29 protein-coding genes, 1 other RNA gene and 1 pseudogene are annotated in these 26,736 nt (G+C 59.1%); 19 read left to right on the top strand and 12 right to left on the bottom strand.

The genetic code is table 11. The annotated features are described in order from the left end of the window. Positions 1 to 182: 182 nt before the first annotated feature. Together JIF53_RS19280 and JIF53_RS19275 are read right to left on the bottom strand one after the other, a co-directional pair. Entirely contained in the window at positions 183 to 1,703 is a 1,521-nt protein-coding gene (locus JIF53_RS19280; RefSeq protein ID WP_199454089.1) for an aldehyde dehydrogenase family protein, read from the bottom strand. Positions 1,704 to 1,827: 124 nt separating this feature from the next. Further along, the gene (locus JIF53_RS19275) at positions 1,828 to 3,192 is read right to left on the bottom strand and encodes a WS/DGAT domain-containing protein (RefSeq protein ID WP_199454087.1); all 1,365 of its coding nucleotides are present in this window, start codon (positions 3,190 to 3,192) and stop codon (positions 1,828 to 1,830) included. Positions 3,193 to 3,539: 347 nt separating this feature from the next. Between JIF53_RS19275 and JIF53_RS19270 the strand changes: the two genes are divergently transcribed. Both JIF53_RS19270 and JIF53_RS19265 read left to right on the top strand, forming a co-directional pair. Beyond that, positions 3,540 to 4,463, top strand: coding sequence for an alpha/beta hydrolase (locus JIF53_RS19270; protein WP_153740537.1), 924 nt, complete (start codon positions 3,540 to 3,542; stop codon positions 4,461 to 4,463). 81 nt (positions 4,464 to 4,544) lie between these two features. Further along, the gene (locus JIF53_RS19265; RefSeq protein WP_199454085.1) at positions 4,545 to 5,294 is read left to right on the top strand and encodes an FFLEELY motif protein; all 750 of its coding nucleotides are present in this window, start codon (positions 4,545 to 4,547) and stop codon (positions 5,292 to 5,294) included. Positions 5,295 to 5,300: 6 nt separating this feature from the next. Here JIF53_RS19265 and JIF53_RS19260 read toward each other — a convergent pair whose 3' ends face one another. Beyond that, complete coding sequence (locus JIF53_RS19260; RefSeq protein ID WP_011786826.1) at positions 5,301 to 5,579, bottom strand: polyhydroxyalkanoic acid system family protein; 279 nt, start codon at positions 5,577 to 5,579, stop codon at positions 5,301 to 5,303. A 116-nt stretch (positions 5,580 to 5,695) separates the two neighbouring features. On the opposite strand from JIF53_RS19260, the gene ubiE reads away from it, so the two are divergent. The 9 genes from ubiE (at position 5,696) to JIF53_RS19215 (ending at position 11,824) form a co-directional block, all read left to right on the top strand. Continuing rightward, complete coding sequence (gene ubiE, locus JIF53_RS19255) at positions 5,696 to 6,478, top strand: bifunctional demethylmenaquinone methyltransferase/2-methoxy-6-polyprenyl-1,4-benzoquinol methylase UbiE (protein WP_014422685.1); 783 nt, start codon at positions 5,696 to 5,698, stop codon at positions 6,476 to 6,478. Continuing rightward, complete coding sequence (locus tag JIF53_RS19250) at positions 6,478 to 7,119, top strand: ubiquinone biosynthesis accessory factor UbiJ (protein ID WP_199454083.1); 642 nt, start codon at positions 6,478 to 6,480, stop codon at positions 7,117 to 7,119. The genes ubiE and JIF53_RS19250 overlap by 1 nt, the downstream gene beginning before the upstream one ends. Next, on the top strand, positions 7,116 to 8,759 hold the full coding sequence (ubiB, locus tag JIF53_RS19245) for a ubiquinone biosynthesis regulatory protein kinase UbiB (protein ID WP_199454081.1): 1,644 nt from the start codon (positions 7,116 to 7,118) through the stop codon (positions 8,757 to 8,759). Before JIF53_RS19250 ends, ubiB begins: the two co-directional genes overlap by 4 nt. A 27-nt stretch (positions 8,760 to 8,786) precedes the next feature. Then, positions 8,787 to 9,203, top strand: a complete 417-nt coding sequence (gene hisI / locus JIF53_RS19240; RefSeq protein WP_023009608.1) for a phosphoribosyl-AMP cyclohydrolase — start codon at positions 8,787 to 8,789, stop codon at positions 9,201 to 9,203. Positions 9,204 to 9,215: 12 nt separating this feature from the next. Continuing rightward, complete coding sequence (locus JIF53_RS19235; protein ID WP_199454073.1) at positions 9,216 to 9,545, top strand: phosphoribosyl-ATP diphosphatase; 330 nt, start codon at positions 9,216 to 9,218, stop codon at positions 9,543 to 9,545. An 86-nt stretch (positions 9,546 to 9,631) separates the two neighbouring features. Next, positions 9,632 to 9,859, top strand: a complete 228-nt coding sequence (gene tatA / locus JIF53_RS19230; protein ID WP_014422690.1) for a Sec-independent protein translocase subunit TatA — start codon at positions 9,632 to 9,634, stop codon at positions 9,857 to 9,859. A gap of 11 nt (positions 9,860 to 9,870) precedes the next feature. After that, positions 9,871 to 10,326 (top strand): Sec-independent protein translocase protein TatB, encoded by a 456-nt coding sequence (tatB, locus tag JIF53_RS19225; RefSeq protein ID WP_199454071.1) that lies wholly within the window; start codon positions 9,871 to 9,873, stop codon positions 10,324 to 10,326. Next, entirely contained in the window at positions 10,323 to 11,105 is a 783-nt protein-coding gene (gene tatC / locus JIF53_RS19220; RefSeq protein WP_199454069.1) for a twin-arginine translocase subunit TatC, read from the top strand. The genes tatB and tatC overlap by 4 nt, the downstream gene beginning before the upstream one ends. Further along, positions 11,105 to 11,824, top strand: a complete 720-nt coding sequence (locus JIF53_RS19215; protein WP_199454067.1) for a 16S rRNA (uracil(1498)-N(3))-methyltransferase — start codon at positions 11,105 to 11,107, stop codon at positions 11,822 to 11,824. The genes tatC and JIF53_RS19215 overlap by 1 nt, the downstream gene beginning before the upstream one ends. 21 nt (positions 11,825 to 11,845) lie before the next feature. Here JIF53_RS19215 and JIF53_RS19210 read toward each other — a convergent pair whose 3' ends face one another. The 5 genes and pseudogenes from JIF53_RS19210 to JIF53_RS19190 form a co-directional block, all read right to left on the bottom strand. Next, entirely contained in the window at positions 11,846 to 12,760 is a 915-nt protein-coding gene (locus JIF53_RS19210; RefSeq protein ID WP_199454065.1) for a DUF808 domain-containing protein, read from the bottom strand. A 92-nt stretch (positions 12,761 to 12,852) separates the two neighbouring features. Next, positions 12,853 to 14,069, bottom strand: a pseudogene (locus JIF53_RS19205) (UbiH/UbiF/VisC/COQ6 family ubiquinone biosynthesis hydroxylase). After that, positions 14,059 to 15,345, bottom strand: a complete 1,287-nt coding sequence (gene ubiH / locus JIF53_RS19200; RefSeq protein ID WP_199454063.1) for a 2-octaprenyl-6-methoxyphenyl hydroxylase — start codon at positions 15,343 to 15,345, stop codon at positions 14,059 to 14,061. Before ubiH ends, JIF53_RS19205 begins: the two are co-directional and overlap by 11 nt. Before the next feature lie 4 nt (positions 15,346 to 15,349). Beyond that, positions 15,350 to 16,669: a Xaa-Pro aminopeptidase gene (pepP, locus tag JIF53_RS19195; protein ID WP_199454061.1), complete on the bottom strand. Its 1,320-nt coding sequence runs from the start codon at positions 16,667 to 16,669 to the stop codon at positions 15,350 to 15,352. Positions 16,670 to 16,681: 12 nt separating this feature from the next. Further along, positions 16,682 to 17,278 carry a UPF0149 family protein gene (locus JIF53_RS19190; RefSeq protein WP_011786840.1) on the bottom strand — a complete coding sequence of 199 codons (597 nt, stop codon included), beginning with the start codon at positions 17,276 to 17,278 and terminating at the stop codon, positions 16,682 to 16,684. A 184-nt stretch (positions 17,279 to 17,462) separates the two neighbouring features. Between JIF53_RS19190 and JIF53_RS19185 the strand changes: the two genes are divergently transcribed. Further along, the gene (locus JIF53_RS19185; RefSeq protein ID WP_199454059.1) at positions 17,463 to 18,044 is read left to right on the top strand and encodes a ZrgA family zinc uptake protein; all 582 of its coding nucleotides are present in this window, start codon (positions 17,463 to 17,465) and stop codon (positions 18,042 to 18,044) included. A 4-nt stretch (positions 18,045 to 18,048) separates the two neighbouring features. On the opposite strand, the gene JIF53_RS19180 is transcribed toward JIF53_RS19185, so the two are convergent. After that, positions 18,049 to 18,564 carry a DUF3299 domain-containing protein gene (locus JIF53_RS19180; protein ID WP_014422699.1) on the bottom strand — a complete coding sequence of 172 codons (516 nt, stop codon included), beginning with the start codon at positions 18,562 to 18,564 and terminating at the stop codon, positions 18,049 to 18,051. 69 nt (positions 18,565 to 18,633) lie between these two features. On the opposite strand from JIF53_RS19180, the gene JIF53_RS19175 reads away from it, so the two are divergent. The 5 genes from JIF53_RS19175 (at position 18,634) to ssrS (ending at position 21,484) form a co-directional block, all read left to right on the top strand. Beyond that, entirely contained in the window at positions 18,634 to 19,347 is a 714-nt protein-coding gene (locus tag JIF53_RS19175; RefSeq protein WP_199454057.1) for an ABC transporter ATP-binding protein, read from the top strand. Beyond that, positions 19,344 to 20,621, top strand: a complete 1,278-nt coding sequence (locus JIF53_RS19170) for an ABC transporter permease (RefSeq protein ID WP_199454055.1) — start codon at positions 19,344 to 19,346, stop codon at positions 20,619 to 20,621. Before JIF53_RS19175 ends, JIF53_RS19170 begins: the two co-directional genes overlap by 4 nt. Positions 20,622 to 20,739: 118 nt before the next feature. Next, positions 20,740 to 20,946: a TIGR02449 family protein gene (locus JIF53_RS19165; protein WP_011786845.1), complete on the top strand. Its 207-nt coding sequence runs from the start codon at positions 20,740 to 20,742 to the stop codon at positions 20,944 to 20,946. Then, positions 20,946 to 21,242 carry a cell division protein ZapA gene (locus tag JIF53_RS19160; RefSeq protein WP_023009596.1) on the top strand — a complete coding sequence of 99 codons (297 nt, stop codon included), beginning with the start codon at positions 20,946 to 20,948 and terminating at the stop codon, positions 21,240 to 21,242. Before JIF53_RS19165 ends, JIF53_RS19160 begins: the two co-directional genes overlap by 1 nt. A 61-nt stretch (positions 21,243 to 21,303) precedes the next feature. Next, positions 21,304 to 21,484, top strand: a non-coding RNA gene (gene ssrS, locus JIF53_RS19155) — 6S RNA. A 7-nt stretch (positions 21,485 to 21,491) separates the two neighbouring features. Here ssrS and JIF53_RS19150 read toward each other — a convergent pair. After that, entirely contained in the window at positions 21,492 to 23,276 is a 1,785-nt protein-coding gene (locus JIF53_RS19150) for a tetratricopeptide repeat protein (RefSeq protein ID WP_199454053.1), read from the bottom strand. Positions 23,277 to 23,394: 118 nt separating this feature from the next. Here JIF53_RS19150 and JIF53_RS19145 point away from each other — a divergent pair, with 118 nt between their 5' ends. Next, a complete protein-coding gene (locus tag JIF53_RS19145) occupies positions 23,395 to 24,030 on the top strand; it encodes a 5-formyltetrahydrofolate cyclo-ligase (protein WP_014422703.1) in 636 nt (211 codons plus the stop codon). On the opposite strand, the gene JIF53_RS19140 is transcribed toward JIF53_RS19145, so the two are convergent. Continuing rightward, complete coding sequence (locus JIF53_RS19140) at positions 24,012 to 24,176, bottom strand: hypothetical protein (protein WP_199454051.1); 165 nt, start codon at positions 24,174 to 24,176, stop codon at positions 24,012 to 24,014. The two genes, JIF53_RS19145 and JIF53_RS19140, sit on opposite strands and share 19 nt — an antisense overlap. Before the next feature lie 150 nt (positions 24,177 to 24,326). Beyond that, positions 24,327 to 25,862, bottom strand: a complete 1,536-nt coding sequence (ilvA, locus tag JIF53_RS19135) for a threonine ammonia-lyase, biosynthetic (protein ID WP_014422705.1) — start codon at positions 25,860 to 25,862, stop codon at positions 24,327 to 24,329. Between the two features lie 134 nt (positions 25,863 to 25,996). Between ilvA and rpiA the strand changes: the two genes are divergently transcribed. Then, positions 25,997 to 26,674 (top strand): ribose-5-phosphate isomerase RpiA, encoded by a 678-nt coding sequence (gene rpiA, locus JIF53_RS19130; RefSeq protein ID WP_011786849.1) that lies wholly within the window; start codon positions 25,997 to 25,999, stop codon positions 26,672 to 26,674. The last annotated feature ends 62 nt before the right edge of the window (positions 26,675 to 26,736 follow it).

The following is a 26,736-nucleotide window of genomic DNA, read 5'->3' as shown; positions in this document are numbered from 1 at the left end:
TACCGTTAACTTCCTATGGCTTCCTTCAGACCCCACCGTTGGCCAGTGACGCCCTTGCCAGTCGGATTGTCTTCCCCTCAGTCGGGGTGACGCCATCTTCTTTCAGATGGCCGGGTTTGCCAGCTTCGCCGGGCAAACGAACAAAGCGGCCACGGAAGCCCGCGGCCGCGCACCCATATTATTCAGAAGAATCCGAGTGGGTTGGTGTCGTAGCTGGTCAACATACACTTGGTCTGCTGGTAGTGCTCCAGCGCCATCTTGTGGGTTTCCCGGCCAACCCCGGATTTCTTGTAACCACCGAACGCGGCGTGGGCCGGATAAGCGTGGTAGCAGTTCATCCAGACCCGACCGGCCTGGATGTTGCGGCCCATGCGGTAGGCCAGGTTGGTGTCTCGGGTCCAGACACCGGCACCCAGACCAAACTCGGTGTCGTTGGCAATCGCCAGGGCTTCTTCCTCGGTCTTGAAGGTGGTAACGCCCACCACCGGGCCAAAGATTTCTTCCTGGAAAACCCGCATCTTGTTGTCGCCCTTGAACAGGGTTGGCTGGATGTAGAAGCCGTTGTTGAACTCACCTTCCAGGTGCTCACGGTCACCGCCGGTCAGTACAACCGCGCCTTCCTGGCGACCGATTTCCATGTACGACATGATCTTGTCAAACTGTTCCCTGGAGGCTTGGGCACCCACCTGGACGTCCGTATCCAGCGGGTTGCCACGTTTGATGGCCTTGGTACGCTGAACCACCTTGTGCATGAATTCTTCGAACATGTCTTCCTGAACCAGCGCCCGGGACGGGCAGGTACAGACTTCCCCCTGGTTGAAGAACGCCAGCACCAGGCCTTCCACACACTTGTCGATGAACTCCGGCTCGGCCTTCATAACATCCGAGAAGTAGATGTTCGGCGACTTGCCGCCCAACTCCACCGTAGACGGGATAATGTTTTCCGCCGCGCACTTGAGGATATGCGAACCAACCGGCGTGGAACCGGTAAAGGCGATCTTGGCGATACGCTTGCTGGTCGCCAGGGCTTCGCCGGCTTCCGGGCCATAGCCATTGACGATGTTGATCACACCCGGAGGCAACAAGTCACCAATCAGCTCCATCAGCACCAGAATACTGACCGGAGTCTGTTCGGCGGGCTTGAGCACCGTACAGTTGCCGGCGGCCAGGCAGGGGCCCAGCTTCCAGGCCGCCATCAGTAACGGGAAGTTCCAGGGGATGATCTGACCAACCACGCCCAGCGGTTCGTGGAAGTGGTAGGCGACGGTATTATGGTCAATTTCGCCCATGTGCCCTTCCTGAGCCCGGATACAACCGGCGAAATAACGGAAGTGATCGGCGGCCAGCGGGATGTCGGCATTCAGGGTTTCACGCACCGCCTTGCCGTTGTCCCAGGTTTCCGCCACGGCCAGTTGCTCAAGGTTGGCTTCAATGCGATCGGCAATTTTCAGCAGGATGTTGGAACGTTCGGTTGGCGACGTTTTGCCCCAGGCCGGCGCCGCCTTGTGGGCGGCATCCAGCGCCAGGTCGATATCCTCGGCCGAGGAACGGGGCACTTCACAAATGACCGCACCGGTAACAGGGGTGATGTTCTCGAAATACTGGCCTTTAACCGGCGCCACCCACTCGCCACCGATAAAGTTTTCATAGCGGGATTTGAAGGAGACAATGGAACCTTCTTTTCCGGGTTGTGCATAGATCATGACATCTTCCTCTTTGTTGTATTTGTCGCGGGGCAACGCAGCCTTTCGCGCTAACAAAACAAAGGTAGACCTCAATCCGGAACATTTGTATGGAGAGGGAAGATAATCCGCTTATCCGATGGTCTTAGTCGGCACCGAAGTGCTCCAGCTCTTTCAGGCAATCCTCAACAAAGGCTGCAGGATCCGCCATCACAGCCTCGTCCGCCACAACACCAAACTGCACTTGTCCGCCGTAGCTGACAATGCTGACACCCAGCCCGATATCACCGGCCTGAGGCACCCAAAACATCTGCTCGGTGATCTCACATCCAGCCAGATAGCGGGTGTCCGGAGTGCCAGGAACGTTAGATACCACCGCCGAAGCTTTCCCGAAGAACAGGTCGGCGAAGGGCCTGCGTCCCGGTTCGGGAATCAGTGCCGCGCAGCTGGTTAGCCCCCAGGCCAGGCCAGGCTGCCAGCTCTTCTTCAGTTTCCGGGTTTCATGCTTGATCCGGAACAACCGCTCCAGGGCACTCTCTCCATCCACCGGCAAAGGCACGAACACCGTGCCAAAGCAGTTACCGGGCTCGCCCTCTTCCGGCCGCACGCCGTCGGGCAGGCAAGCCCGGATGTCGACCGGCACCGCCGCGTGCATCACCGCCTCATCCAGTTGCTCCGGAGTCATGCCCAGTCGGGGCTTGACTGCCGCCGCCACGCAGGCGAGCAGGACATCGTTGATGGTTGTACCGGTTGCCCGGGCAATCGTGCGGAAGCGGGACAGAGGTACCGGGGAGGACCAGCGGCAGCTGCGTCGGCCCAGTAGCGGGCGTTTCAACTCAGACGGAGAGTCCTCTGGGCTCACCAGAAACTCACTGAATTCGTGCACCAGGCGCAGACTGTTTTCCAGGGCACGGCCTGCCATGCTCTTGCCAGTGCCTGGCGTTGATGGCGTATCGACAGAACCAGAGACGGCCGGAATCGCCTCTGCCATCCGGGCTTCCAGCCAGCTTTGGGCAGCCGCCATCCAGGCTCCAGCGCGGGGCTCCTCCGTTGATCCATAAACGGCCGGATACTGTCGCGGCGATGCCGGGCACAGGCGGTCAAAAATACCCAGCAGGGACAAGCCATCGGCGTAACAGTGATGCAGCCTCAAAACTAACGCAGCGCCACCCTGTGCGTTGGGTGCCAACCAGAATTTCCAGCGTGGACGATACAGCGGCAAGGGTTCGTTCAGGCGCTCGGAGACCCAGTCCTGCAGCTGTTCCGGCTCGAATCGGTCCAGCGCCACATCAAGGTGCTGGGGGGCGGAAAAGGTCTGGTCTTTCTCCCAGTACCAGGCAGGCGCACGCCACACCGGGCGGCAGCGGAACCGCTCCCAGGCCAGCCAGTATACCTCCAGAAACTCCCGGAAACGGGTCGGCGTCAGCCCGTCGACCCTCAGCATGATGGTGATGGTCATCGGGTTTTCGGGCCGTTCCAGAGCCAGCCAGGCTGAATCCGAAGGCAGCATGAGATGCGATTGCTCCTGGCTCAAACCCGATTATCCCCGATCAATAGCGTGCCTGTAGGAAAGAAAACCAATCCGGCATTGTGCCAGAGTCCGGATACCGGCTCCATCCTCGGGCACCGCGCACAGAGTTACAAAAAATTACACGTGAGTAACTGTTCAGTCCTATACTGGTTATATGGCCCGGTGCCATGGTTATAAAACCGTGCCCCGGATCGGCCAATTGGCCTCAACACACCATTTTTGCAGGCACTGGCGCCACTAAACCCGTTCGGCATTCACGGTACAAATGTCATACCGGCTCAGCAAAACCAATAACACAACGAAAAGCGGCCGGAGGGAGATGAATCATGAAAGCCAGTCATGTTCGCAAGCTGATCAAACCGATCGAAAGCGCCTATTCCGAAATGTTTTCCGGCCGGGTTTACCGCGTGGGCCGGGGTGCTGTGTCTGTGCGTAATCACAGTGGCACAGCAGAGCACACCGTTATTGGCGTGCATGGCTTTCTTGAGAATCACTGTTACTTTACCCAGGCCTACGATGGCCCCACCACCGAACTGATTCTGCTCACCTGCAGTAACTATCACATCCCGGTGAACGGTGTAACGCCAGAGAATCCGGCCTGGGAAGTGCCCATCAAACACCTTGAAGGCACCATCGAATACGACGCCTGCATCCTGAACCAGTCGTTGCAGAACCTGCCCAGCACCGAGAACATCCGGATCCATGGCCATTCCCGGGGTGGCGCGGTGATTCTGGAGGCCATCCGGCAGTGGCCGGAGCTTTACGAAAACGTGGAAGTGGTACTGGAAGCGCCGGTCCTGCCCCAGGGCAAACTGCATGCGCTGGTAACCACATTGCTCGAACCAGTCAGCCATGGCATGTGGCCCTGGTTGATTCGCCTGATCAACAGCGCCCCCCAGTCGGCCTATGGTCAGACCTTCTTCGGCAAGATGAACCCGCGCAAGCGCCAATTGCTGAGCAAACTGTTCTATGCCACCAAAGACCATCTGACCATTGTTCGCAACATCGAGAACATCATGGAATGGATGGCCCGCACCGACACCTCGGTGTATCGCCATGTGCGCCACGGGACCTTCCTGATACCGGCCACCGACCGAATACTGGATCGCCAGGCCATGCTGGCCAGCGCTCGCACCAGCCCCACCACCATGCGCATTGTCGAAACCGAAGCCCCCAGCCACTTCATCACGCTGGACAGCAAGGAGTGGGTGCCGGGCCTGGAAACCCTTGAGGCTGCGGCCCAAGGCTGAATTCAACGCAAACGGGCAGGTGCGTCACACCGAAGGCTTCGTTAAACTGGCGCTTTTCTGCCCGGTTGATTGGAGCCTTTAATGTATCGTGAGCGGCTGGTTGCCACGGATGTGCACACAGAGAACGCCCACCGTCTGAAACACCTGCTGCTGGAATACCACGATTTCCGCCAACACAAGGCCGGGCACCCCCTGCGGGATGAGGCCCACCAGGTGGCAGACTGGCAGGCAGAGCGGCTGAAAAACACCCATCTGGATCTCTACCGTCACCCGGGCTACCACACCGGCCTGGAATTTCTGCTGACCGACCTCTATGCCCCTGCCGGCATGACCCGCCGGGACGACAACATCGACCGGGTATTTCCGAAGATGGTGAAATGGCTTCCCGACCACCTGCTGGCCACCTTTGCCGGCCTGGTCGAGCTCAACCTGATTACCCAGAGCCTCGATCTTGAGCTGGCAGAGATACTTGCGCAGCAGGGCTTTTCGGCAACAGGTCTTGATGATGAGCGTTACTGCGAGGCTTATCGCGCCAGCAAACAGCTTGCAATTCGCGAGCGACAACTGGCTCTGGTAGCGGAAACCGGGCAGGAACTGGATCGCTACGTTCGCAATCGCACCCTCGGTTGGCTACTGTCCATGACCCGCGGTCCGGCCGAGATGGCCGACCTGGGTGATCTGCACAGCTTTCTGCACCGTGGCTACAGCGCCTTTCGGAAAATGAATCGGGTCGACCTGCTGATTGATCGCCTGCTCAGCCGGGAGCAACGAGTGATGGACAACATTCTGGCAGGCCACCCGACCCCTTTCTCCCTGCCGGATGACCTGTAGCGGGATTCAGGCCTGAATGATCTGATCCAGCTGGGAGTGAATTTCCTGCTCAATGCGGGATTTGAACGGCCGCAGCATCAACCCCAGCTCCAGACGGATATGCAGGTCGTTCTCGGAAATATCCAGCTGCCCTTTGACACCGCTGCGTTTGAACTTCAGCAGATCGCCTTCCCACTGGTAATTGACATCGAATTGTTTGGACAAATCCTTGGCCAGGGTTTCGGCCGCCTCGCGGGCGTGCTCCTTGTCCAGGGAATGGGCGCGATGGATATCGATAACAGACATGAATCAGTTTTCTCAGTGATTTGGAAACGGTTTTACAGTGTAAGCCGGCAATAAACTTGTAGCCAACCCCTCAAAGGTTAGAATACAGGGCTTAGATTCTGACAGGACCAACTTCCATGAGCGAGCAGCAAGCACCGGGCACCCAAGGCAACGGCCAGGACGACGTTACCCACTTCGGCTTTCGCAATGTGCCGAAAAGCCAGAAGGCCGGTCAGGTGGCCCAGGTTTTCCACAGTGTCGCCGGCAAGTACGACCTCATGAACGACCTGATGTCCATGGGCATTCATCGCCTGTGGAAGCGCTTTACTATTGAATTGAGCGGCGTACGCCCGGGCCATCAGGTGTTGGACATTGCCGGCGGTACCGGCGACCTGACCATGAAGTTTTCCGATCTGGTGGGCCCGTCCGGCAAAGTGGTGCTGGCCGATATCAACGCCTCCATGCTGCAGGTGGGTCGCAGCCGCCTGACCGACCGGGGTTACGCCGGCAACATCGAATACGTACAGGCCGATGCCGAACACCTGCCGTTCCCGGACAACAGTTTCCAGGCGGTGTCTATTGCTTTCGGCCTGCGCAATGTAACCGACAAGGATCAGGCCCTGCGGGATATGGCCCGGGTACTTAAGCCGGGCGGCAAGCTGATGGTGCTGGAGTTCTCGAAGCCCACCAACCCGCTGCTGAGCAAGGCCTACGACACCTATTCCTTCACCGCCCTGCCCCTGATGGGCCAGCTGATTGCCGGGGACAGCGAGAGCTATAAGTACCTGGCCGAGTCCATCCGCATGCATCCGGATCAGGAAACCCTGAAGGGCATGATGGAAACTGCCGGCCTGGTGAACTGCAAGTACTACAACATGACCGGCGGCATCGTGGCCCTGCACGTGGGAATCAAGCCCTGATGTTCCCCGGCCCGACCCTGCTTTCTGCGACAGGCGCCATTATTGAGGGCGCCCTGAACCGGGCGCTGACATTGGACCCGGCCGGCCAGCGCGCCTTGCTGGGCGCCTTGGGCGGGCCGGTTCAGTTCACCATTACGGCCCCGGTCACCATGCACTGGACCCTGAATCGCGCTGGCGAACGGGTACAGGTTCGCAGCCAGCCGGATCCGCAACCGGTGTTAATCATCACCGGGCGGCCGGTCGCCTTTGCCGCCCTGGCACTGGGCGATGACCGGGTATTTGCCGACGAACGCCTGACGGTGGAGGGCGACACGGCCCTGGCCCACCAGTTGCAGCGCGCTCTGAACCAGCTGCAACCGGATTGGGAAGCGGCCATGGCAAACCACCTGGGCGATGTGCCGGCCCATTTCATCGGCAAACGCATCCGCCAGGCGGTCAAATGGAGCCGCCAGGCGTTCAGCACCATGAACGCCAATGTGGAGGAATATGTCCACGAAGAGAGCCGCACTCTGCCCGGCCGGCGGGAGCTGGAGGCCACATTTCAGGATATCGATGAGCTGAGCCTGCGCACCGAACGCCTGGAGGCTCGGCTGAAGCAACTGCAAGCACCCGGTAGCGATAACAATACGGAGACCCTGTGACCCGCCTGCAACGCCTGTTCCGAATTGCCTGGGTATTCTGCCGCTACCGGCTGGACACGTTTCTGCCCTTGTCTGAACTGCCTACACCGCTGAAAATCTTTTTTCTGCTGGCACCCTGGCACCTGTTCCCGCAGCCAAAACTGAGCCGGGGTGACCGCCTGCGCCTGGCGCTGGAAGAGCTGGGCCCGGTTTTCGTCAAATTCGGCCAGATTCTCTCCACCCGCCGGGACCTGTTACCGGATGACATGGCCGAATCCCTGAAACAGCTGCAGGACAGGGTCCCACCTTTTCCCAGCGAACAAGCCCGAGGCATTATCGAGAAGTCGTTGGGGGCGCCCGTCTCGGAACTGTTTGCCGAATTCAGTCCGGATCCGATGGCTTCCGCCTCCGTGGCCCAGGTGCATGCTGCAACCCTACCCAACGGCCAGAAAGTGGTGGTCAAGGTTTTGCGCCCCGGCATCGAAAAAGTCATCCGCCAGGATCTGGGCCTGATGTACCTGATGGCCGGCCTGCTGGAGAAGTACTGGTCCGAAGGCAAGCGGCTGCACCCGGCGGAGGTAGTGGCAGACTACGACTCCACCATCCACGACGAACTGGATCTGCAACGGGAGGCCGCCAACGCCAGCCAGTTGCGACGGAATTTCGAGAACTCCCCGCTGATCTACATCCCCTTTATCGACTGGGACTATACCCGCAAATCGGTGCTGGTGATGGAACGCATTCACGGCATTCCTATTGCCGACGTACCCGCACTCGAAAAGGCGGGCGTCAACATGAAGGTACTGGCGGAAAAAGGGGTGGAGATCTTCTTCACCCAGGTGTTCCGGGACAGCTTCTTCCATGCCGACATGCACCCGGGCAACATCTTTGTGGATATCTCCAATCCGGCCGACCCAAAATATATTGCCATCGATTTCGGCATTGTCGGCACCCTGGCGCCGGACGATCAAAGCTACCTGGCCCGCAACCTGCTGGCGTTCTTCCGCCGGGATTACCGCCAGGTAGCGCAACTGCACATCCAGTCTGGCTGGGTGCCGCCGGAAACCCGCGTCAACGAGTTTGAGGCCGCCATTCGCACGGTGTGCGAACCCATCTTCGAGCGCCCCCTGAAGGATATTTCCTTTGGTCACTTCCTGTTACGCCTGTTCCAGACCGCCCGGCGCTTCAACATGGAAGTGCAGCCCCAACTGGTGCTGTTGCAGAAAACCCTGCTCAATGTCGAAGGCCTTGGCCGCCAGCTTTATCCGGATCTGGATCTGTGGAGTACCGCCCAGCCGTTTCTGGAAGACTGGATGCGGAAACGCATCGGTCCGTCCGGCCTGATCAAGTCTCTGCAGAACCACCTGCCATCATGGCTCGAGCAATCGCCAGAGATGCCCCAGTTGGTTCACGACGCACTACTACAGATACGCTCCAGCGGCCCCACCGAAGCGCAAAACCGGGCAACCCTGGCGCTGATGAAAGAGCAGCAAATGCGCAGCGAACGCCGTTGGCGCCGGGGCTTCATCGCCCTGGTTCTGGCAGGCGCGGCCCTGGTGGGCAGCCAGCCCCACGCCGGGCAGTGGCTGGCCGATCTGCCGGTCTGGAGCTGGGTCTTGCTTGCCGGAGCGGCAGGCGTCATGCTCCGGGGCAGTCGCTGAACCATCAAAGATTCAGGATTCATAAAAATGCAAGATTCTCCCGCTAACGTCGTACAGCCTGACTGGCTCGACGAGATCCAATGGACAGAAGACGGTCTGGTGCCGGCCATTGCCCAGGATGCCAATAATGGCGATATCCTGATGATGGCCTGGATGAACCGGGAATCTCTCCGGCTCACGGTTGAGGAAGGACAGGCGGTGTACTGGTCCCGTTCCCGTGGCAAACTCTGGCGCAAGGGCGAGAGCTCCGGGCACCAGCAGGTGCTCCGGGATATCAGGCTCGACTGCGATGCCGATGTGGTGCTGCTGAAAGTGGAACAAAAAGGTGGCATTGCCTGCCATACTGGCCGGCGAAGCTGTTTTTACCGAACCCTGAAAGATGGCCAGTGGGTGAGCGCCGATCCGGTTCTCAAAGACCCGAACACCATCTACGGCAGCAACTGAGGAGCAGACACCGTGAGTGATGTACTGGAACGACTGGCACAGGTACTGGAAGCCCGCAAAGAGGCGGATCCCGACACATCCTACGTCGCCAGCCTGCATGCCAAGGGGCTGAACAAGATTCTGGAGAAGGTGGGCGAAGAGTGCACCGAGACGCTGCTCGCTGCCAAGGATGCAGAGCATTCCGGCGAAACCCGGGACCTGGTGTACGAGACGGCCGACCTCTGGTTTCACAGCCTGGTGATGCTGTCACGGTTAGGCCTGGGCCCGAAGGATGTTCTGGATGAACTGGCCAGCCGCTTCGACCTGTCAGGCCTGGAAGAAAAAGCCTCCCGGAATCCGTAAAGGAGTACCCCCAAGGGGTATTTCCGCAAGGGGTAGCGGTTGGCGTACAATGTCATGCAACAGCAACATTTGAACGAGGAACCCTCATGGGTATCAGCATCTGGCAACTTCTTATCGTACTTGGCATCGTCATCCTGTTATTCGGAACCAAGAAACTCCGGAACATCGGCAGCGATCTCGGCGGCGCCATCCGTGGATTCAAAAAATCCATGAACGACGAGGAAGAGAAGAACGCCGAACAGCAACCGCTGGAAAAACAGAACGCCGAGCAACAAGCCCAGGCGGAAGACAAGCCCAAAGAAAAGCAAGGCTGAGCACCCCCTGAATGTTCGACATCGGCTTTCTAGAGCTGCTGATCTGCGGCGTGATTGCATTGCTCGTGCTCGGCCCGGAGCGTTTGCCGACGGCGGCGCGGGCGGCTGGCCGCTGGATCGGTGGCGCCCGGCGCATGGTCAGCCAGTTCACCAGTGAACTGGACCGGCAGTTGAAGGCCGAAGAACTCCGGGAGGAGCTCCGTAAGGCGGGTGATGTGGGCCTGGACGATGTGGAGAAAACCGTGCGTGGCGCCCTGGATGAGGCCAAGAAGTACGAGCACATGATCCTGCCGGACGATCAGGCCCGCAAGCCCAGGCCGGCACCGGCAACCCGGCGGGTAACCCCACCCTCTAAGGAGGAGGACAAACTGCCCGAAGCACCGCATGAACCCGTCAGGGACGAGACGGCGGCCAGCGATCAACCCAGTGAATCCTCACCGACCAGCCCCTCGGACAAGCATTCATGAGCGCCACCGAAAACGGCCAGCAGACATCGTCTGAACAACAGGAAATGCCCCTGATCGAGCATTTGCTTGAGCTTCGCAACCGGCTACTGAAAATGGTGCTGGCGGTGATTATCTGTTTCGCCGTCATCTATCCGTTTGCCAACGAACTCTATCTTCTGCTGTCCCAGCCGTTGCGCGAACTTTTGCCGGTCGGCCAGACCATGATCGCCACCGACATCACCTCGCCTTTCTTTGCGCCCCTGAAGCTGGCACTGGTTCTGGCGGTATTTGTCGCCATTCCGATCATTCTCTACCAGCTCTGGAGTTTTGTGGCGCCCGGGCTCTATGCCCATGAAAAGCGCCTGGCCTTCCCGCTGTTGTTTACTTCCGTGCTGTTGTTCTACGCTGGCGCGGCTTTCGCCTATTTCGTGGTCTTTCCGCTGGTGTTTGGTTTCTTTACCGCCATCGGCCCGGAGGGCATTGTCGAACTGCCTGATATCAGCAGTTATCTGAACTTCGTGCTCAAGATGTTCTTTGCCTTCGGCATTGCGTTTGAAATCCCCATTGCGACGGTACTACTGATTCTGACCGGCGCCACTACTCCGCAAGACCTGGCCGCCAAGCGCCCCTATGTGGTCGTGGCCTGTTTCATCATCGGCATGCTGCTGACCCCACCAGACATCATCTCCCAGACGCTCCTGGCCGTGCCCATGTGGATTCTGTTCGAGTTCGGCATCATATTTGGTCGCCTCGCCTACCGGGAACGGGAAGAGGCCGACGGAGAAGAGCCCGAAGCCTGATGAATCTGGCCCTGCTGTTTGAGGAAGACTTCGTCGCCCCGGACCGGGTGCGTCTCCGCGGCCGTCGGCTGGAGCACCTGAAAACGGTGCTCAAAGCCGGCACCGGCCATCGCATACCGGCTGGCCGGGTAAACGGCCTGATGGGCCATGCTGAAGTGCTGTCAATGACAGAGACCGAGGCCGAATTGCTGGTAACCCTGAATCAGCAACCCCCTGCCCCCTTACCGCTCACGCTGATACTGGCTATGCCCCGGCCCAAGATGTTCCGGCGGGTACTGCAGACCTGCGCCTCTCTGGGTGTGAAGGATCTCTGGCTGATCAACAGCTACAAGGTGGAAAAGAGTTTCTGGCAAACGCCCTGGCTAACCGAGGATCATCTGAGAGAGAACCTGACCCTGGGCCTGGAACAGGCCAAAGACACGTTGATGCCTCAGGTCCATATCCGCAAGCTGTTTAAACCCTTTGTGGAGGATGAACTACCGACACTGCTAGAGGGCAAACGGGCACTGGTGGCGCATCCGGGCATGGCGGCGCCCTGCCCCACCCACCTCAATGAGCCGGCCGCCCTGTGCATTGGTCCGGAAGGGGGCTTTACCGATTACGAAGTCGGCAAGCTGGAGGAAGCCGGCTGCCAGAGCGTGCATCTGGGCCCGAGGATTCTTCGGGTGGAAACCGCTGTGCCGGTGCTGATCAGCCGGCTGTTTGACGCCTGCCTGTGATCGGGCCGGCCCCGCCACGGATTACGCCGCCCGGCGCTCCCAGAGCTTCGCAACGGGCGTAATAACTAGAACCAGAATAGCGCCGGCCAGCAGGCCAAACAGGCCATCCCCGACCGTGGTGACCAGCACTTCCGGCACTGAAGAAATCATTCCGGCCACATGGTGAATGGCCCCGTACACCGCCGGTATACCATGGGTCAGAATACCTCCGCCCACCAGGAACATTGCAATGGTGCCCAGTACCGACAGGGTTTTCATCATCCAGGGCGCCAGCCACAGAATGCCCTGCCCCAGCTTCTGAGCGAAGGCACTGGTTTTCTGGCTCAGGTAAAGGCCGGCGTCGTCCAGCTTCACAATACCCGCCACCAGCCCATACACACCGACGGTCACCATCAACGCCACGACGGTCAGCACCGCAAACTGCATTCCGAAGCTCTTGTCGGCCACAGTTCCTAACGTGATGGCGATGATTTCGGCGGAGAGAATAAAGTCGGTCCTGACAGCGCCCTTGATCTTGTCTTTCTCAACCGCTTTAAGGTCCACCTCCGGCTTTTTCAGAGCCTCCCGCAGCTCTTGCCGGTGCTTTTCTTCCTGCTCTTTGTGCAGGAACCTGTGAACCAGCTTCTCGGCCCCCTCAAAGCAAAGGAAGGCACCACCGAGCATCAACAGCGGGGTAATGAGCCAGGGTACAAAAAAGCTGATGGCCAGTGCCGCCGGCACCAGAATGGCCTTGTTGATAAACGAACCCTTGGCGACCGCCCACACCACCGGGATTTCCCGGGCAGGTCGAACACCGGTGACCTGCTGCGCATTCAACGCCAGGTCATCGCCCAGCACACCGGCGGTTTTCTTGGTAGCAGCTTTGGTCATCACCGCCACGTCATCCAGTACGGCAGCAATGTCATCAAGTAATACGAGCAGGCTGGAGCCGGCCATAGACAGTTCCTTTGCAAATTGAACACGAAGGCGAGGAGTTTACGAAAACAGGCCGCCGGAAAACAGTTCCGGCGACTCAGAATGGACAACCGTTAGCGTTTTATACCCATAGCCTCGGCGGCAATGCGGTTCTTCAGCGGCGCCAGGTTGTCCAGCCAGCGCATACCGGTATTGCGCAACCACCGGATAGCCAGCTCATCCCGGGCAAACAACTGCTTGAAGCCCTCCATGGCCGCCATCATCGCCAGGTTCTCGCCTTTACGGCGGCGCTGATAACGAGCCAACACGGTCTGGTCTGCCGGCGAAAGTGCGAGCTCTTTGGCTCGCCCAGTAGGGCCGACACATCGCCATAGCCGAGGTTTGCACCCTGGCCGGCGAGCGGGTGAATGGTGTGGGCAGCATCGCCCACCAGTGCCAGGCCGTCGGCAACATACTCCTTGGCATGACGCTGACGCAGCGGAAACGCAAAGCGGCGCGAAACGGATTCGATAACCCCGAGCTGCTGCTCAATCGCCCGCTCCAGCTCTAACCGGAATTGCTCGGTCTCCAACGCCATCAGGCGGCGGGCTTCGGCCGTATCCTGTGACCAGACGATAGAGCAATAGTGCTCGTCTCCAGACTCCGTCAACAACGGCAAAAACGCCAGCGGCCCGGTGGGCGAAAAACGCTGCCACGCAGTGTACTGGTGCGGCTGCCGGGTACGGACGGTGCACACAATCGCTTGCTGATCGTAATCCCATTCCCGGGTAGCCAGTCCCGACCACTGGCGCAGCCGCGACTGGGCACCATCGGCCCCGACCACCAGTTTGGCGGACTGCGTTCGGCCATCGTCCAACTGGATTCCGGCTCCGGCACTCCAGCCCTGCACACGCACACCATCAATCACCGTAACGTTACTGTCCGCCAGCTCGGTAAACAAAGCGCGGACAATCGACCGGTTCTCAACAATGGTACCCAGGGTATCAGCATGAAGTTCAGCCGCATCGAAGTGAATTCGCCCGGTGCCGTCGGCATCCCAGACCGTCATGCCACGATAGCCGCAATGCCTGCCGGCCTGGACATGGCGCCAGGCCCGTAGACGCTCCAGCAGCTGCTCACTGGCCAGGGAGATGGCGCTGACCCGGGGCTCGAAGTCATCGGTATGGCTGGCGGTCGCTCCCGGGGCCAACAGATCCTGAACCCGGGCTCCTTCCACCAGCCCGGTATTCCAGCCTTGCCGCGACAACCCCAGAGCCAGGGCCGAGCCGACCATTCCGCCACCAACCACCAGAATGTCAAAACACGCCGCACCCACCGACTTACCTGTCATGTTTTTCCGCCTCGAAAGATGACACTCCGGAGCCTACCAGCGGCTTGCGCCCACCGGTGCCCATGGCTTTGCGGGCGAACCAGCGTTTGGCCCCCGGCAACAGATCCAGCCCCACCAGCCCTGCATCGCGGGCTGCGGCAATCGGCGCCAGCGGCTGACCGAAAATCCGGATCAAGGAATCGGAGAACTGCACCGTCTGCTGCCAGTCCTGCCGATGCAGTTGCTGGTACCGCCCCAGTACCGAGAGGTCACCAATCGGAAGTCCCTCATCGACCGCCCGGCGAAACTGTTCCACCAGGGTCATCAACCCCCTGAGGGCGAGGTTAAAGCCCTGACCAGCCACCGGGTGCAGGGCATGGGCGGCATTACCCACCAGCACAACCCCCGGGCGCGCGGGCTCATCTACCGTGGTCAGTTTCAGGGGATAGTGGTGGCACTGGCCAATGCGGGTAATACGCCCAAGGCGCCAACCGAACCGTTCCTGCAGTTTCCGGCATTTCTGTTCATCCGACAGTGACAGGATCTCGTCCAGAGCCTCGTCTCCCAGGGTCCAGACCAGGGCCGATTGATGCCCCGCCCGCTCCGGTGAACCATGGGGCAACAGCGCCATGGGGCCGGCCTCGGTAAAACGTTCATAAGCCGTAAACTGGTGGCTGTCGCTGGTGGAGACATTGGCAATCAGCGCGTTCTGACCATAGGCTTCGGTGCGGGAAACAAAGCCCAGCTTCTCACGCAACCCGGAACGCCCGCCATCGGCGATCACCAGACAACGCGCGGTCAGCTCCTCCTGTGCGCCATCCTTGCGGATGGCCACCCGGACACCGCCAGCCACGGGTTCCATGCCCACCACCTCAGCCGGTGCCTGCCAACTGACCCTGGTATCCAGCAAAGCCCGCATCAGGCACAGGCCCATCCAGCGGTTGTCTGCCACATAGCCAAGGGCATCCTGGCCATGTTCGTTGGCATGCAGGCGGGTAACGCCAAAACGGCCCCGGTCAGAGACATGAATGTGGCGTATTGGGGTGGCGTGCTCCGTCAACTGCGGCCACAGCCCCAACTGATCAAAGATCAGGCGGGAGCCCCAGGCCAGTGCCGTCGACCGGCTGTCATAGCTGGGCTGGTAATCCTCCGGCAACGCCTCTGGCGACAGCGGAAACGCCTCAACCACGGTTACCTTAAGTTCCGGCACCAGGCGCGCCAGCGCCAGCGCCAGAGTGGCTCCGGCCAGGCCGCCACCGGCAATGATCAGGTCAGTATCCACGCGCTCGGTAGTCACTGAATCAGTCCGCCATCAGAGCTTCAATATCGGCAATGGTCTTCGGCACGCCCTCGGTCAGGTTTCGGCAACCCTCTTTGGTGACCACCACATCGTCTTCAATACGGATGCCAATACCCCGCCAGCGCGGCTCTACGTCGGTATTGTCGGGAGCAATATACAGCCCTGGCTCAACGGTCAACGCCATCCCCGGTTCCAGTACCCGCCAGGCATCGCCGACCTTGTAATCACCAACATCATGGACATCCAGCCCCAGCCAGTGGCCGGTGCGGTGCATAAAGAAAGGTTTGTAGGATTCGTTGGCCAGGGCGTCGTCCAGGGTGCCCGAGAGCAGACCCAGATCGATCAGGCCCTGGGTCAGCACCTTCAGCGCCGCTTCATGGGGCTGGTTCCAGTGATTGTCCGGCTTCACCGCATCGATCGCCGCATACTGGGCCGCCAACACCACTTCGTAAAGCGCCTTCTGCTCCGGACTGAATTTGCCGCTGACCGGGAAGGTGCGGGTGATGTCCGAGGCGTAGCATTCCAGCTCGCAACCCGCGTCTATCAGTACCAGATCGCCGTCTTTCAGCGGTGCCGCATTTTCGATGTAGTGCAGGATGCAGCCATTGGCACCACCACCTACGATGGAGGGATAAGCGGTAGAGCGCGCACCATGCTCCATAAAGGTATGAATCAGTTCAGCTTCAAGATTGTACTCATACCCACCCTGACGAGCCCGCCTCATGGCCCGGCAGTGGGCCTCGGCACTGATCTGGCCGGCCTTTGCCATCACCTTGATTTCGGCAGCACTCTTGTACAGGCGCATATCGTGCAGCAGGTGCTCCAGCGCCACCAGCTCCCCGGGCGGATGCGCACCAGAACGAACCTTGCTGCGAATCACCTTGAGCCAGTCCATCACCCGGTTATCGAATGCCGGATCCTTGCCCAGCGGATAGTAGACCCGGCTTCGGCCTTCAATCATGCCGGGCAGAATATCGTCGATATCCGCAATGGGGAAAGCATCGTCGAAGCCGTAACGTTCGATGGCGCCCTCAGGGCCCACCAGAAAACCATCCCAGAGCTCTTTCTCCGGATTCCTCTCCTTGCAGAACAGAACCGCTTCACCATGCTCGCGGCCTGGAATCAGGGCCAACACCGCTTCGGGCTCGCCGAAGCCAGTCAGATACTGGAAATCGCTGTCCTGACGAAACGGGTGTAACACATCGCGGTTACGCACCCGCTCCGGCGCCGCAGGCAGAATGGCGATGCTGTCCGGGGCCATCCGGTCCATCAACTTGCGACGGCGCTCGGCAAACTCTTTCACGGGAATGGTCACAGCCATGATAGCTCCTGATCAGTGCAGGGTGGGCGAATCGCCTGCCGGCTTCTCCGGCTCATTGAACTCGGTGAACACCGCCAGCGCGCCAAGGCGCACGTACTCGGTAATTTCAAGCAGTTGCTGTTCACTTTCGTCGTCGGATTCTTCGTCCTCCGACAGCTGGCTGATGGCCACCATATCCTCGATCAGCTCCCGGATCTCATCCGGAGCCTGGCCAAGGGAAGCGCCGGCCGCCAGCGCCATGCCTTCCAGAAATCCTCGAACCCAGGCCACCAGGGCTTCCAGTCGTTGTTCGATGGCATAGTCGTCATCTGGCAACAACGGCTGAAAACTCATGTCGGTGGACTGCAATTGCTTGAGCGTTTTACCGTAGGCGCTGTTCATAAAGGGGGCGAGGTCATCCGACTCTTCAGCCGCTTCATCAGCCAGCCCCATGTGTTCGCAAACCATAGCCAGCCACTCGGGCTCGTCAATACGGGAGCCTGCCGCCAGCCGGCCACAGAGCACGCCATGCAGCTCAGAGGGGTGGCTGAACGCCTTGTGCGCGGTAAACACGTTGGCCCAGCGTTCAAATTCAGCCGCACGGGCGGCGGAGGTATCGGTTTCGGACATGAAGCTGCCGTTTCCTTAAATCGGTGGTGTACGTTCAGATACGCGCCGGGGCGGTGCCCCGACGAATACCGTATCCTAGCATTCTGGGGAAATCCTGGCACGAATACCCGGGCAGGCGGGGTTGCTTTTATCTTCACGTCAGACAAAAATGTTATAACATATCAGATATGGACAGAATGACCCGATGCGCAGATACGTTATGCCTCTCATGACCGTGGCACTGGCAAGCGCCGTACTGGCTCCGCTGCCCGCGGGCGCGGCCAACAACCCCAGCGCCCATCAACATGGCCACGCGGAGCTCCAGGTAGCCATAGACACCAACACCGCCGATGTCTTCCTTCGCTCACCCGCATACAATCTGCTTGGCTTCGAGCACGAGCCACGCACAGAGCAACAGCATCGGCAACTGGCGGATCTGGAGCAGTGGCTGATATCGACCCCTCTGATTAACACTGAGGATGGCAACTGCAACGTGGAAGATGCCAGCTTTCACAGCTCGTGGCCCGAGGCGACCCGCCATCACAGTGACCATGCGCACGAACACCATGACCACGATCACGAGGACGGGCAAGCAAACGACCACAGCGATATCGAGATTACCCAATCACTGACCTGTGACGGACTTGCCGATCACCAGACACTGACCACACCAATGGTGAAGCACTTTCCGGCACTGGAACACCTGGATGTTCAGTGGATCGGCCCTGAAGGCCAGGGCGCCACAAGACTGGAAGCCGGCGACCAGCAATTCCGGGTTGGCCGCTGAACCGTTACTCGGTGTAAGGTTCTACCGACTGCGCCACCATGGAATAGGAGGAAGTGCCGAGATCATTCTCGGTTCGCTCAATCACCAGCTCCCCCTCGATCCAGACCGGGTCGTATAGAGCCTCCAGGGTAAACCCTTCATGGTATTTTACGTGGATGATCTGGTTTGGGGGTGGTGGCGGCACATGGATGCAGGCGCCGTAGTAGGGCACCAGGAAGAACTCGAGAATGCGCATATCGTCCGTGGTTTTCAGAGGTACCACAAAGCCCGGAATCCGGCCCTCGACGTTGCCCATTTCCGGAACCACCCGCCCGGTCATGATTTCGTCCGGCAACAGGGGCGGGCCATCGCCCTCATGTTCGATTTCCGGCATAGTCTCGAGCAGCGCCAGATCTTCCGCAGGCATTAACTCAAGCCAGTCGATCTCCCGGGGCTCGGCACGGACCGCCAGGGAAACCAATAACAACAAGCCCAGGCCAAGACAGGCAAGCAGCTTGCGGGACAGAACATCAGTGAACATCAACACGGGTTCTCCAAAAAACCAGATCAGCAACCGGCGCCATCATACAACGGCGAGCACGATACGGATATGAACAGCGAGACACGACAACCGCCGGACAGTTCCCGCCCGGACACTCTGGCCATCCGAACCCGGAATCTGCACTTCCGATGGCAAAATCAGGCTCGAGAACTGGCCTTCCCCGATATTCAGCTGACACGGGGTGAACACCTGTTCCTGCACGGCCCCAGTGGTACGGGTAAAAGTACGCTGTTGGGACTACTCGCAGGCATGCACACGCCCAGCCGTGGCAGCCTTCAGCTGCTGAATCAGGAACTGACCACCATGAAGGCCGGCGCCCGGGATCGACTTCGCGCCGATCATATGGGCGTCATCTTCCAGCAGTTCAACCTGGTGCCCTATCTGAGCGCTGTGACCAATGCACTTTTGCCTTGCCGGCTATCAAATCTGCGCCATTCGCGAGCGATACCCTCCGCCACCGAAGCTGCCCAACACCTGCTGACACAACTGGGCATTCCGCAAAGCCACTGGCACCAGGGAGTGACCCGGCTATCGATCGGCCAGCAGCAGAGGGTGGCTGCCGCCCGCGCGCTGATCGGCGTTCCGGAGATCATTCTTGCAGATGAGCCCACGTCTGCTCTGGATAGCAACAATCGGGACCGCTTTCTTGAACTACTGCTAACTCTGGCCGAGCGCAGTAACAGCTCGGTTGTATTTGTCAGCCATGATCAGTCACTGGCCAGGCACTTTCATCATCGCATGGCCCTGGAGGTGGCGCCATGAACAAGCTCAAGCTCACCATCTTCCTCTCCGCCGCCAGTCTGTGGTACCGGCGCCGTGTACTGGCTCTCGTTTGCCTGACCCTGACGCTGAGCGTAACCCTGCTGCTTGGCATCCAGTACCTGCGCACAGAAATCCGACAATCATTCACCAGTACCATCAGCGGCACCGACCTTATCGTAGGGGCCCGCAGTGGCCAGCTGAATCTGCTGCTTTACACGGTGTTCCACATCGGTGATGCCACCAACAACATTCGCTGGTCCACCTATCAATCCATGACTGAGGACAGCCGCATCGACTGGCTGATACCTATTTCCCTGGGCGACAGCTACCGCGGCTTTCGGGTTGTCAGCACCAACGAGCAGTTCCTGGCCCGCTTCCGCTATGGCAACGACCAACCGCTGACCCTGGCGAGCGGAGACTGGTTTTCTGACCTGTTTGACGTGGTGATCGGCGCCGGCGTGGCACGGCAGCTTGACCATAAACTGAACGACGACCTGGTGCTTTCCCATGGCGGTGGCCGCACCAGCTTCTCGAACCACAAGGACCTGCCATTCCGGGTATCCGGCATTCTCGCGCCAACCGGCACGCCCGTCGACCAGGCGGTTTACATCAGCCTTGAAGCCATGGAAGCCATGCATGTGGGCTGGGAATCCGGCGTGGCCATCCCGGGCCGGACCCTGTCGGCCGACCAGGCCCGTAACCGGGATTACACACCGGACACCATCACCGCCGTGTTCGTTGGCCTGGACCGCCCGATCCTCACCTTCCAGGTTCAACGGGAGCTGAACCAGGCCCGCGAGGAACCTCTGTCGGCCATCCTGCCGGGTGTGGCCCTGAGCGAGCTCTGGCGGATGATGGGGCAATTTGAAAAAGCCCTGCTGGGCATCAGCGGCTTTGTCGTGATCACCAGCCTGGTGGGACTGATTGCGGTTTTGCTCACCCTGCAAGCCCAGCGGCAACGGGAGATTGCCGTTTTGCGAGCGACCGGAGCTTCACCGGGGCTGATTGCCGGCCTGTACAGCCTGGAGTGCGTCGGGCTTGCCCTGGCCAGTTGCCTGTTCGCCCTGCTGCTCGGCGCTGCCGCCATCGCCGGCCTCAGCCCCTGGCTCCTGGAACACTACGGACTGCAAATCCGGCTTCGGCCGCTGGCCCGGGAGGAGTGGCTGTTACTGGTGGCAGTGCCGCTCTCTGCGTTGGCAGTGTCCGCCCTCCCCGCACTGAACACCTGGCGAGCAGGCCGACAACAGGGGTTCGGGGCACCGGACTCCAGCTGAACTGACGCAAAAGGTGACAGGCCTCACGGCGAGCACGCCATGACAATGCGGTAAATTGACCGGTCTGGCGCGCGCACTTATAGTAACTCTCATCAAAATCACCGATGTTGGGCAGGTCATGGAACAGTCCGAAGTACAGGCATTAGCGGACAAGCTGGACAAGCTGATCGAGCGCTGCGACAAGCTGGAGAAAGACAACGCCCTGCTAAGGGAGCTGCAGGACGACTGGAACCGGGAACGGGCCCAGCTAATGCACAAAAACGATCTTGCCAAAAACAAGATCGAAGCCATGATCGGCCGTCTTCGGGCACTGGAGCACCACTGATGTCACAGACCCCAACCACCGTGGAAGTCAGGATTCTCGACAAGGAATACCTGGTGGCCTGTCCGCAGGAAGAGCAGGAAGCCCTTCTACGTGCGGCCCGGCATCTGGACACCAAAATGCGTGAAATCCGCTCCAGCGGCAAGGTATTCGGTACCGAGCGCATTGCCGTGATGGCCGCCCTGAACATCACCCATGAACTGCTGGAACGCGACACCATGTCAGACGCCACCAGCAGCATCCTGCGTGCCATGGATAACCGGCTTGATGAAGCGCTGGGAGAGCCTTCGGACAACTGATCCGGAAAGAATCCGGAAACGGGGTTGCAATCCTCCCCGGCCCTGCCCGTATAATGGAACCAACTTCCTGGGCTGTTCGCTGGTCGGGTACGTCCTCGAGCCGATGCGCATTACCCAGGTGGCTACTTCAGGGCATTGTGAGCATGTCCCCCAAGGGGGAAAGCCTAATATGTCACAGCGGCCACCGACCTTGAACTTCTGGGTTCAAGGGCTACATCCGATAACGGCAGCCCGGGAAGCTTTTCACCGTTACTCCGATTGCGACTTCCTGAATCTCAAGTGCAGCAAAGCGTCCTGAACCTCCTGGTTACCGAACCGCTCATCGAACAACAGTCCAGACCACACTGAGTCGTCCGACCTGGCCTGATCCTTTCGTTGCTGATACAGCGAATCCCAGCGTTCCAGGTACTGATAGGCCAGCTCATCATCCGGGGCCACCTGCTCACCCCGGTAGTACATCAGCCCGAGGTACGCCAGGGCGGCCATGTTCTCCTCCTCCGCCGCCCTCTCCAGAAGCTGTCGAACTTCTTCTGCATGAACCTCAGCCTGACCGGCGTAATACATTGCCTGTCTATAGCGCGCATTTGAGACAGCTTGACGCAGATTATCCGGCACATCGGCAACCGGCATAAATACAAACCGCTCGCGAGCTTTCGCAGCGCTCTCATCCCGGCCATCCTGCTGCAACTCTCGCGCCAAAAGCAGCTGTGCGGGCAGGTGGCCCTTATCAGCGGCGCGCCTCAACCAACCTACAGCATCCACCAGACTGGGCGGAATACTGGCCAGCCCCTGACTGTAGATCGCACCAAGTTTGTAGGCCGCCTCCGCATCCCGGTAAGCCATGCTTTCCAACAGATCCAAGGCTCGGCGATGCTGTTCTTCGGCCATACCCGGCAGGCTCGAGAGATAGATATCGGCCAGCAAGTGCTTGGCCCGATCGTCTTCTCGCTCTATCTGTTCAAGACGCGCAACGGCCAGACCCACTTGCATCGAGCGCCCGTCTTCGGGATTCAGATACAGGTGAGCCAACCAGAGATTCGCCTCTTTCTCGCCCCGGTCGGCCGCACGCTCCAGCTGATCGAGCGCCTCAAGATAATCAGCCTCGGAACGCTGCTTTCCGCGAGCCAGCGCCACACCTCGGGCCAGCAGTGCTTTCGGGTAGTTCTGATCGGCAGACCGTTGCAGCCATTGCTCTGCTTCGGCAGGGTTAAACCAAGGTGAATCTGGCGCTCCGTATATTTGGGCCATCATGTACTGGGCGCGGGCGCTGCCTTTATCTCCGGCATACCGGTACCACGCTATCCGGCGTTGCGCACTGGGATCCACCAGGGCCGGATACAATGTAGCCAGGTAGCGCATGGTGCCTGCATCGGTGTCCGGACGACTTGCGCGCCATACCTCGTCTGCACTCTGGAGAATAAACTCGCCTTCCTCATCCAGACAGGCCCAGGCAGGTACCCTGTCCCGGGTGTCGGAGCCGCAGTATTCAGCCAGAGCCCGGTGATGAAACAGATTCGAAGCATTATCTACCTCACCGATTTCGGGGATCAGTGCCACCGCCTGTTTGCGATCCTGCTCGACCAGCTCCCCGGACCAATAGATCATCGCGAGATCAATCAAGGCTCGCGGATAGTCCGCCGCACGGAGAAGCACTAACGACCTGGACACATCACGGTTCTCTGCCTGCCCTCGCCGATAGATCTCCGCCAACAAATGCCGCGCTTCGCGCTCGTAGACCGAAAACGGTTTCTGAAGCTCTCGCTCCAGCAACTCGGCAGCTGCCTGCTCATCCGCTGGCCCGCCCAGGCCAAGATACATTAAGCGAGCCAGTTCATAGCGCGCCCGACTGCTTTCATAACTCTCGGTCTCACCGTCAAGGTAACTCTGGAGATGGTGGCGGGCACCGGAATATTCAGCAGAAGCCAACGCACGAACACCCACCCGGTAAACCTCGGGGGATCCGGTCGCGCAACCAGACAAAGCAACAATCAAAACCGCAGGAAGCAACAGGCGAGCGTATCGGGGGAAATCCATGGCAGAATACAGCCTCTGAAAAAACAACGGACTGCAGACTAGCAGAATTTTAACGGGGCGTTATTGATGTGATACAACATAGGCCGAATTCACGACGCAGCAGCAGGTAATCGCCATCTTGAATCCGCATCATCAAGCAAGGACGTTTGACGCCGGCAATGATCGGGCCTCACGCCGCCAGCTCCGCCAAACTCTTCGCCAGAAACGGAGAAGTCTGTCGTTTGAAGAACAGCGGCAAGCTTCCGAACGTCTCGCCCTTAACCTGCTGAGGCACCCCGACCTGCACCGGGCACGCCACATTGGCATCTACCTGGCCAACGACGGCGAAATTGACCCGTCCCTGTATATTGATCTGGCTCGCAAAAAAGGCATCCGGTTCTACCTGCCCATTCTGCACCCGATCTACACGGGCAAGCTGGTTTTCAGCCCCTATTTTGATGGAGTGCAACTGACGGCAAACCGCTTCGGCATTCCAGAACCCCCGTTCCCGCGCTCAAGACGCAAGCCGGCCTGGGCACTGGATGCGGTGCTGTTTCCATTGGTAGGGTTTGACGAAACCGGAGGGCGACTGGGTATGGGCGGCGGCTTCTACGACCGAACCTTCGCGTTCAGCCGGATCAGGCCCTGCATGGCACCAAAGCTGGTTGGCCTGGCCCACGATTTTCAGCGCGTGGAACAGTTGCCAATTGAGCCCTGGGATGTGCCTTTACACGGTGTGGTAACGGATAAGCGTTGTTACCGTTTCAGACCCTGATTGGCAGACAGAACATAGCCTACTGCAGATGCTTCGCGGTCGGTACGCTTGTCCTCAGACGCCTGAATGGACGTAAAACCCGTAATCACAAGGCCGACAGCAAAGATGAGCACAATGGCACGAATGATGTCAGGCTTGCTCCCCATTTCTTGGATTCCCGTTATTCTTTCATTCAATTGGCAGGAAAATCAGACAACTATTACTGATTCGCAGAATTAGACGAAAGACTAACACGTAACTTGATTTTTACAATTTTTGACAGATTACCGTTATGTAAGAGTTGTAGCGTTCCACCCTCAGGTGGAACGCCCGTTGCCTGCTCCCAAAAACAGCCGATAGGCCTCGTTGTCAGTCATGTTTTCATAACGAAAACCGACCTTGTCGAGCATGCCCTCAAAGTCCGCCACCTCATTGTCCTCAACCTGCGCGCCCAATAGCACCCGGCTGTAGGCCGCACCATGATTGCGGTAGTGGAACATGGAAATATTCCAGCGCGTTCCCAGCGACATCAGGAACTTCAGCAAAGCTCCCGGGCGCTCGGGAAATTCAAACTGGAACACCTTTTCATTGGTAATCGTCGGTGCATGGCCCCCGACCATATGGCGAATATGCTGCTTGGCCAGGTCGCTGTCGGTAAGGTCGACCACCGAGTACCCGCTTTCCCGAAGATCCTGCACCAGTTCTTCCCGGCCATGTCCGCCAGCGGCAATCTGGATTCCCACGAAAATGGTGGCGTTCTGAGCATCCGCATAGCGGTAATTAAACTCGGTGATGCTACGCTTGTGCAGCGCATTGATGAACGTTTTGAACGCGCCCGGCTTCTCCGGGATCGTTACCGCCAGAATCGCCTCGCGCTTCTCTCCCACTTCGGTGCGCTCGGACACATAGCGCAGTCGGTCGAAGTTCATGTTGGCACCACTGAGGGTGGCAATCAGGTTTTCATCCTCGATCTTTTCCCTCGCGATGTACTTCTTGATACCCGCTACACCCAGAGCACCTGCCGGTTCGGCAATGGAGCGAGTATCTTCAAACACATCCTTGATGGCCGCACAGATCTCATCCGTGGACACTGTGATCACTTCATCTACGTGATCCTTGCAGATTTCCCAGGGATACTCACCGATCTGTTTGACCGCCACGCCATCGGCGAAGATGCCCACCTCATCCAGCACCACACGCTCACCGGCCTTCATGGCCGCCTGCAGACAGTTGGAGTCTTCCGGCTCCACACCAATCACTTTGATTTCCGGGCGCAGATACTTGATATAGGCCGCCATGCCGGCAATCAGCCCGCCGCCACCGACACAGATGAAGATGGCATGAATCGGCTTGCTGAACTGCCACATGATTTCCATGGCTACAGTGCCCTGACCGGCGATCACATCCGGGTCGTCGTAGGGAGGGATGTAGGTGTAGCCGTGTTTCTGGATCAGCTCCTGTGCGTGGGCTGCCGCCTCATCAAAAGCATCGCCCTTGAGAACCACTCTGGCGCCGTGGTCACGAACTGAGCGTACCTTGATCTCCGGCGTCGTCTGCGGCATCACAATAACGGCTTTGATGCCCAGCTTCTTTGCGGCCAGAGCCACGCCCTGGGCATGATTGCCGGCAGAAGCGCAGATAACCCCCTTGGCCTTTTGTTCTTCCGACAACTGAGCAATCCGGTTGTAGGCGCCGCGAATCTTGAAGGAAAACACCGGCTGAAGGTCTTCACGCTTGAGCATAATATTGTTGCCAAAGCGCTTGGAAAGACTACGGGCTTCAGTCAGGGGTGTTTCGATGGCCACGTCGTAGACGCGCGCATCGAGTATCTTCTTGATATAGCGTTGCGGCATGATGGTTCCGGTTGCTGGTGAGTGATCAGGAAAAACCCACAGTGTAGAAAGTTTGCACGCTTGCCGTCTATAAGCAGAGTTGCTGCAGGCGTATAATAGTGCCCAAATTCAACGCAAACCTCCGGGAGCCCCCCATGACCCAGGACGAACTGAAACAAGCCGTTGCCAAAGCTGCAGTGGATCACATCGCCCCTCACCTGGAACCGAGCAGCATTGTCGGGGTGGGCACCGGCAGCACCGCCAACTTTTTCATCGACTACCTGGCGGAATACCGCAACGACTTCGACGGCGCCGTCGCAAGCTCCGAGGCAACCGCCGAACGACTGAAAAAGCACGGCATCCCGGTATACGACCTCAACGCCGTTAACGAAATCGAGTTTTACGTCGACGGTGCCGACGAAACCAACGAGAGCCTGGAACTGATCAAGGGCGGTGGCGGTGCCCTGACCCGGGAAAAGATTGTGGCCGCCGTCGCCAAGACCTTTATCTGCATCGCCGATGAGTCCAAGCAAGTCGGCATCCTGGGCGAATTCCCGCTGCCCGTGGAAGTTATCCCCATGGCCCGCAGCCATGTCGGCCGCGAGATCGTAAAACTCGGGGGCGATCCGGTTTACCGGGATGGTTTTGTCACCGACAACGGCAACATCATCATCGACATCCACAACATGGATATCTCCCGCCCGCTGGTGGTGGAAGAAAAGCTCAATAACATTGTCGGCGTGGTCACCAACGGACTGTTCGCCCGCCGCCCGGCCGACCTGCTGCTACTCGGCACCCGTGACGGGGTGAAAAGCATTGCCCGCGGTGCATAAACCCCTGTAAGGCACTCCGCCTGACAAGCTGGCCATTCGGGCCAGCTTTTTTATTGCCGGAA

Source organism: Marinobacter sp. bablab_jr008, from assembly GCF_016464145.1.
Lineage (GTDB): Bacteria > Pseudomonadota > Gammaproteobacteria > Pseudomonadales > Oleiphilaceae > Marinobacter > Marinobacter nauticus.
This window is presented reverse-complemented; position numbering and strand designations above follow the sequence as displayed.

Bases quoted from the DNA above. Each gene is read 5' to 3' on its own strand.
- JIF53_RS19280 (WP_199454089.1), bottom strand. From the start codon at position 1,703: ATGATCTATGCACAACCCGGAAAAGAAGGTTCCATTGTCTCCTTCAAA.
- JIF53_RS19275 (WP_199454087.1), bottom strand. From the start codon at position 3,192: ATGCTGCCTTCGGATTCAGCCTGGCTGGCTCTGGAACGGCCCGAAAAC.
- JIF53_RS19270 (WP_153740537.1), top strand. From the start codon at position 3,540: ATGAAAGCCAGTCATGTTCGCAAGCTGATCAAACCGATCGAAAGCGCC.
- JIF53_RS19265 (WP_199454085.1), top strand. From the start codon at position 4,545: ATGTATCGTGAGCGGCTGGTTGCCACGGATGTGCACACAGAGAACGCC.
- JIF53_RS19260 (WP_011786826.1), bottom strand. From the start codon at position 5,579: ATGTCTGTTATCGATATCCATCGCGCCCATTCCCTGGACAAGGAGCAC.
- ubiE (WP_014422685.1), top strand. From the start codon at position 5,696: ATGAGCGAGCAGCAAGCACCGGGCACCCAAGGCAACGGCCAGGACGAC.
- JIF53_RS19250 (WP_199454083.1), top strand. From the start codon at position 6,478: ATGTTCCCCGGCCCGACCCTGCTTTCTGCGACAGGCGCCATTATTGAG.
- hisI (WP_023009608.1), top strand. From the start codon at position 8,787: ATGCAAGATTCTCCCGCTAACGTCGTACAGCCTGACTGGCTCGACGAG.
- tatA (WP_014422690.1), top strand. From the start codon at position 9,632: ATGGGTATCAGCATCTGGCAACTTCTTATCGTACTTGGCATCGTCATC.
- tatB (WP_199454071.1), top strand. From the start codon at position 9,871: ATGTTCGACATCGGCTTTCTAGAGCTGCTGATCTGCGGCGTGATTGCA.
- tatC (WP_199454069.1), top strand. From the start codon at position 10,323: ATGAGCGCCACCGAAAACGGCCAGCAGACATCGTCTGAACAACAGGAA.
- JIF53_RS19215 (WP_199454067.1), top strand. From the start codon at position 11,105: ATGAATCTGGCCCTGCTGTTTGAGGAAGACTTCGTCGCCCCGGACCGG.
- JIF53_RS19210 (WP_199454065.1), bottom strand. From the start codon at position 12,760: ATGGCCGGCTCCAGCCTGCTCGTATTACTTGATGACATTGCTGCCGTA.
- pepP (WP_199454061.1), bottom strand. From the start codon at position 16,669: ATGGCTGTGACCATTCCCGTGAAAGAGTTTGCCGAGCGCCGTCGCAAG.
- JIF53_RS19190 (WP_011786840.1), bottom strand. From the start codon at position 17,278: ATGTCCGAAACCGATACCTCCGCCGCCCGTGCGGCTGAATTTGAACGC.
- JIF53_RS19185 (WP_199454059.1), top strand. From the start codon at position 17,463: ATGCGCAGATACGTTATGCCTCTCATGACCGTGGCACTGGCAAGCGCC.
- JIF53_RS19180 (WP_014422699.1), bottom strand. From the start codon at position 18,564: ATGTTCACTGATGTTCTGTCCCGCAAGCTGCTTGCCTGTCTTGGCCTG.
- JIF53_RS19175 (WP_199454057.1), top strand. From the start codon at position 18,634: ATGAACAGCGAGACACGACAACCGCCGGACAGTTCCCGCCCGGACACT.
- JIF53_RS19170 (WP_199454055.1), top strand. From the start codon at position 19,344: ATGAACAAGCTCAAGCTCACCATCTTCCTCTCCGCCGCCAGTCTGTGG.
- JIF53_RS19165 (WP_011786845.1), top strand. From the start codon at position 20,740: ATGGAACAGTCCGAAGTACAGGCATTAGCGGACAAGCTGGACAAGCTG.
- JIF53_RS19160 (WP_023009596.1), top strand. From the start codon at position 20,946: ATGTCACAGACCCCAACCACCGTGGAAGTCAGGATTCTCGACAAGGAA.
- JIF53_RS19150 (WP_199454053.1), bottom strand. From the start codon at position 23,276: ATGGATTTCCCCCGATACGCTCGCCTGTTGCTTCCTGCGGTTTTGATT.
- JIF53_RS19140 (WP_199454051.1), bottom strand. From the start codon at position 24,176: ATGGGGAGCAAGCCTGACATCATTCGTGCCATTGTGCTCATCTTTGCT.
- ilvA (WP_014422705.1), bottom strand. From the start codon at position 25,862: ATGCCGCAACGCTATATCAAGAAGATACTCGATGCGCGCGTCTACGAC.
- rpiA (WP_011786849.1), top strand. From the start codon at position 25,997: ATGACCCAGGACGAACTGAAACAAGCCGTTGCCAAAGCTGCAGTGGAT.